The sequence below is a fragment of the Ruegeria sp. CI8 genome, assembly GCF_056536865.1.
In genome coordinates, this window is the sequence record NZ_JBQFQL010000008.1 from 1 (window position 1) to 5971 (window position 5971).

At 53.6% G+C, this 5971-nt stretch carries 3 tRNA genes and 3 rRNA genes; all 6 read right to left on the reverse strand.

The window, feature by feature from the left end:
• Positions 1–3: 3 nt before the first annotated feature.
• Positions 4–80, reverse strand: a tRNA-Met gene (locus ACR0DA_RS18625).
• 86 nt (positions 81–166) lie between these two features.
• A 5S ribosomal RNA gene (rrf, locus tag ACR0DA_RS18630) occupies positions 167–281 on the reverse strand.
• Between the two features lie 202 nt (positions 282–483).
• Positions 484–3310 (reverse strand): 23S ribosomal RNA (locus ACR0DA_RS18635).
• Positions 3311–3767: 457 nt separating this feature from the next.
• Positions 3768–3844: transfer RNA gene (locus ACR0DA_RS18640), tRNA-Ile, on the reverse strand.
• A 28-nt stretch (positions 3845–3872) separates the two neighbouring features.
• Positions 3873–3948, reverse strand: a tRNA-Ala gene (locus ACR0DA_RS18645).
• A gap of 148 nt (positions 3949–4096) precedes the next feature.
• Positions 4097–5558 (reverse strand): 16S ribosomal RNA (locus ACR0DA_RS18650).
• The 16S, 23S and 5S rRNA genes sit together here with 3 tRNA genes alongside, the layout of an rRNA operon.
• Positions 5559–5971: the final 413 nt, after the last annotated feature.

A 5971-nucleotide genomic window follows, 5' to 3' on the forward strand; every position in this document is an offset into this window, starting at 1 on the left:
TTTTGGTTGCGGGAGCAGGATTTGAACCTGCGACCTTCAGGTTATGAGCCTGACGAGCTACCGGGCTGCTCCATCCCGCGACACTTTGGGTTGGTCTGTTGCCTATTTGGCTGATTGAGACCTGGTCGTGTTTTTTGATCGTTTTAGAGAGGGGGGATTTTTCTAGGTTTGGCGGTGACCTACTCTCCCGGGGCTTGAGCCCAAGTACCATTGGCGCTGCAGTGCTTAACTTCCGGGTTCGGGATGGGACCGGGTGTTTCACTTGCGCTATGACCACCAAACCGAGGAAAATCCCCACGTCGACTTTCTTGCGGAGCAAGAAAGCGACGGGTGGCAGACAGCGTCTTTTGCTTGCAAAAGGCGCGTTGCCACTCGGTTGTATAATCAATCAACCCCGTGCAATCCGCTTTGCGGATTGTCACGACGCTATCCTTAGTCAAGGTCAGTGTATGCTTTTGGTGATTTGTCTTTCTGTTACTGGATCAAATCAAGCCTATCGGGCGATTAGTACCGGTCAACTGAACGCATTGCTGCGCTTACATCTCCGGCCTATTGACGTGGTGGTCTTCCACGGCCCTCAGGGAGACCTTGTTTTGAGGGGGGCTTCCCGCTTAGATGCCTTCAGCGGTTATCCTGTCCGATCATAGCTACCCTGCACTGCCGTTGGCACGACAACAGGTCCACCAGTGGATCGTTCACCCCGGTCCTCTCGTACTAGGGGCAACTCCTCTCAAGTCTCCTACACCCACGGCAGATAGGGACCGAACTGTCTCACGACGTTCTAAACCCAGCTCACGTACCTCTTTAAACGGCGAACAGCCGTACCCTTGGGACCTGCTCCAGCCCCAGGATGAGATGAGCCGACATCGAGGTGCCAAACACTGCCGTCGATATGGACTCTTGGGCAGTATCAGCCTGTTATCCCCGGCGTACCTTTTATCCGTTGAGCGATGGCCCTTCCACTCGGGACCACCGGATCACTATGGCCGTCTTTCGACTCTGCTCGACTTGTCAGTCTCGCAGTCAGGCTGGCTTCTGCCATTGCACTCAACGAGCGATTTCCGACCGCTCTGAGCCAACCTTCGCGCGCCTCCGTTACGCTTTAGGAGGCGACCGCCCCAGTCAAACTACCCGCCACGCAGGGTCCCGGATCCGGATAACGGACCGCGGTTAGACATCAAGAATGCAAAGGGTGGTATCTCAAGGGAGGCTCCACAGGAACTGGCGTCCCTGCTTCGAAGCCTACCACCTATCCTGCACATTGCAGTCCTGATGCCAGTGCGAAGCTGTAGTAAAGGTGCACGGGGTCTTTCCGTCTAACCGCGGGAAGCCTGCATCTTGACAGGCAATTCAATTTCGCTGAGTCGATGTTGGAGACAGCGGGGAAGTCGTTACGCCATTCGTGCAGGTCGGAACTTACCCGACAAGGAATTTCGCTACCTTAGGACCGTTATAGTTACGGCCGCCGTTTACCTGGGCTTCAATTCAAGGCTCTCACCTCTCCTTTTAACCTTCAGGCACCGGGCAGGCGTCAGACCCTATACGTCGTCTTGCGACTTCGCAGAGCCCTGTGTTTTTAATAAACAGTCGCCACCCCCTGGTTTGTGCCCCCAGCCCCTAGTTGCCTAGGAACCGGGCCTCCTTCTCGCGAACTTACGGAGGTATTTTGCCGAGTTCCTTCAACATCGTTCTCTCAAGCGCCTTGGTATGCTCTACCAGTCCACCTGTGTCGGTTTAGGGTACGGTCTGATGGAGGGCTATTTCCAGGAACCACTCAGCAGCCCAATCAATCCGATAAGATTGAACTACACCTGTGATCCGTCACATCCTCCTGGCCTAGGAATATTAACCTAGTTCCCATCGCCTACGCCTTTCGGCCTCGGCTTAGGGGCCGGCTTACCCTGCTCAGATTAGCTTTAAGCAGGAACCCTTGGACTTTCGGCGAGAGTGTCTCTCACACTCTTTGTCGCTACTCATGTCATCATTCTCACTAGTGATCTCTCCACCGGATCCCTCACAGGCCGGCTTCATCGAAAGATCCTCGCCTCCAATATCCCCGAAGGGATCAAGGAGGCATGGATCTATGTCACACTACGCTCTGCTACCATGCCTTACGGCATCCTAAGCTTCGGCTCATGGCTTGAGCCCCGTTACATCTTCGCCGCAGGACAACTTGTTTAGACCAGTGAGCTGTTACGCTATCTTTAAAGGATGGCTGCTTCTAAGCCAACCTCCTGGTTGTTTTGGTCGTCCCACCTGCTTTCCCACTTAGCCATGAATTGGGGGCCTTAGCTGTAGGTCAGGGTTGTTTCCCTCTCCACTACGGACGTTAGCATCCGCAGTGTGTCTGCCATCTAGTACTCCCGGGTATTCGGAGTTTGGTTAGGATCAGTAAGCCTGTGGGGCCCCATTACCCATCCAGTGCTCTACCCCCCGGGGTATTCGGATGACGCTCTACCTAAATAGATTTCGCAGAGAACCAGCTATCTCCGAGTTTGATTGGCCTTTCACCCCTAGGCACAGCTCATCCCGATCCTTTTCAACGGATGTGGGTTCGGTCCTCCAGTGCGTGTTACCGCACCTTCAACCTGGCCATGCCTAGATCACTCGGTTTCGGGTCTGATCCCACGAACTCATACGCCCTATTAAGACTCGCTTTCGCTACGCCTACACCTAACGGCTTAAGCTTGCTCGTGAGACCAAGTCGATGACCCATTATACAAAAGGTACGCCGTCAGCTCGCTAGGAGCCTCCGACTGATTGTAGGCGTTCGGTTTCAGGTACTGTTTCACTCCCCTCGTCGGGGTGCTTTTCACCTTTCCCTCACGGTACTGGTTCGCTATCGGTCAGCAAGGAGTACTTAGCCTTCGAAGGTGGTCCTCCGATCTTCAGACAGAATTTCACGTGTTCCGCCCTACTTAATACGTCCGTCAAAGCTTCGAATACGGGGCTGTCACCCGCTATGGCCATGCTTCCCAACATGTTCTTCTCACTTATCCGGCTCGGCTGGTCCCCGTTCGCTCGCCGCTACTAGGGGAGTATCAATTGATTTCCTTTCCTCCGGGTACTTAGATGTTTCAGTTCCCCGGGTTTGCCCTTAAAACCCTATGTATTCAGGTCTTAAGTACCTGTTTAAACCCCATATTGAGCATCAAAGATAACAATATGAAGCTTTCAGGTGGGTTGCCCCATTCAGAGATCCATGGATCAAAGCTTATTCTCAGCTCCCCATGGCTTATCGCAGAGTATCACGTCTTTCATCGCCTCTTGCTGCCAAGGCATTCACCAAACGCCCTTCTCGCGCTTGATTTGATCCAGAAAGAGAAAGACACACGATAGTTGTGCTACCGCCTATTCGGCTACTTGAGCACAAGTATGTCAATCGCGACCGCCCAGCTGGTAACTAAAGGCGATCTTTCTTCTGAACCAAAAGCATACTTTCCCGCCTTCCATCCTGGAACCCATGCTGCCGATGTCGGTCGGCCCCGCACGGAGAATGGAAGACATGCATGATCGTCAGATCATGCGGGTTAGTGTACTTGACTTGGACAACTCTGTTCGTTTCAGCCGCGATAGCCGTGGACAGGCGAGGAAACACCCGTGTCACAACCCGCTCACCCGAAGATGAGAACGACTGAGATCAACGCCACACTCGGCGCCAATCAAACAGTGTTGATTGATTTCTCTCTTAACGATGTCAAAGGATACGTCCAATCGGACGGCTGAACACTCAAACAAGTGCTCAACGATCTGATCGAAGCGAGGAATGGTGGGTCGAGGAGGACTTGAACCTCCGACCTCACGCTTATCAGGCGTGCGCTCTAACCACCTGAGCTACCGACCCATCTCTCAATAGGGCCGACTGCAAATCATGGTGGAGCCTAGGAGGATCGAACTCCTGACCTCCTGAATGCAAATCAGGCGCTCTCCCAGCTGAGCTAAGGCCCCTTGCCGGATCCAGCACCAATCGCAGGATCCATCTGTCTGAAGAGATATGAGGACGGCTCGGTCCTTGAGTTTGACCAACTTTGTTTGTTGATCTTCTGCTAAGTGTATCACGAGATCTGCGAACAGATCTAACTAGATACATCCTTAGAAAGGAGGTGATCCAGCCGCAGGTTCCCCTACGGCTACCTTGTTACGACTTCACCCCAGTCGCTGATCCTACCGTGGTCCGCTGCCTCCAAAAGGTTGGCGCACGGCCGTCGGGTAGAACCAACTCCCATGGTGTGACGGGCGGTGTGTACAAGGCCCGGGAACGTATTCACCGCGTCATGCTGTTACGCGATTACTAGCGATTCCGACTTCATGGGGTCGAGTTGCAGACCCCAATCCGAACTGAGACAGCTTTTTGGGATTAACCCATTGTCACTGCCATTGTAGCACGTGTGTAGCCCAACCCGTAAGGGCCATGAGGACTTGACGTCATCCACACCTTCCTCCCGCTTATCACGGGCAGTTTCCTTAGAGTGCCCAGCCGAACTGCTGGCAACTAAGGACGTGGGTTGCGCTCGTTGCCGGACTTAACCGAACATCTCACGACACGAGCTGACGACAGCCATGCAGCACCTGTCACTAGGTCACCGAAGTGAAAGACCCATCTCTGGGACGGTCCTAGGATGTCAAGGGTTGGTAAGGTTCTGCGCGTTGCTTCGAATTAAACCACATGCTCCACCGCTTGTGCGGGCCCCCGTCAATTCCTTTGAGTTTTAATCTTGCGACCGTACTCCCCAGGCGGAATGCTTAATCCGTTAGGTGTGTCACCGAATAGCATGCTACCCGACGACTGGCATTCATCGTTTACGGTGTGGACTACCAGGGTATCTAATCCTGTTTGCTCCCCACACTTTCGCACCTCAGCGTCAGTATCGAGCCAGTGAGCCGCCTTCGCCACTGGTGTTCCTCCGAATATCTACGAATTTCACCTCTACACTCGGAATTCCACTCACCTCTCTCGAACTCTAGACCGATAGTTTTGGAGGCCGTTCCGGGGTTGAGCCCCGGGATTTCACCCCCAACTTTCCGATCCGCCTACGTGCGCTTTACGCCCAGTAATTCCGAACAACGCTAACCCCCTCCGTATTACCGCGGCTGCTGGCACGGAGTTAGCCGGGGTTTCTTTACCTGCTACCGTCATTATCTTCACAGGCGAAAGAGCTTTACGACCCTAGGGCCTTCATCACTCACGCGGCATGGCTGGATCAGGGTTGCCCCCATTGTCCAAGATTCCCCACTGCTGCCTCCCGTAGGAGTCTGGGCCGTGTCTCAGTCCCAGTGTTGCTGATCATCCTCTAAAACCAGCTATAGATCGTAGGCTTGGTAGGCCATTACCCCACCAACTACCTAATCTAACGCGGGCTAATCCAAAGGCGATAAATCTTTCCCCCGAAGGGCACATACGGTATTACTCTCCGTTTCCAGAGGCTATTCCGTACCTTTGGGCATATTCCCACGCGTTACTAACCCGTCCGCCGCTCGCCCCGAAAGGCGCGCTCGACTTGCATGTGTTAGGCCTGCCGCCAGCGTTCGTTCTGAGCCAGGATCAAACTCTCAAGTTGAAAGGCTATTGCTAACCTATCCTTGACGTTCGAACCTCTGCACATCTCATCTGGTGGCTAAACCAGATGAAGTCATCTGTTTGATGTACACAGATCTCCTAAGAAATCAGTGAACCACTCAAACAGTGAAGCTGACACTCTATCATCGGGCCGAAACCCTAAGAGCGCGATATACAGACATTCAATCCGTCGAAACGAACCAAACCGCCCACATATCTCTTCAGTATCCAGCAATGTCAAAGAACATAACACCAAGAGCCAAAAACCAGACCGTTGCGCCAATAAATCAGCGCGCCCGCCTAAACCCTAACTCAAGATGCCCCCGGTCTCTCCCAGGCGTCTCAACCGTCTTTCCAGTCCGTCAGGCCGTCCTTCCGACCAACCAACACCGCCTCAGCAGCGCCGGTGAAGGG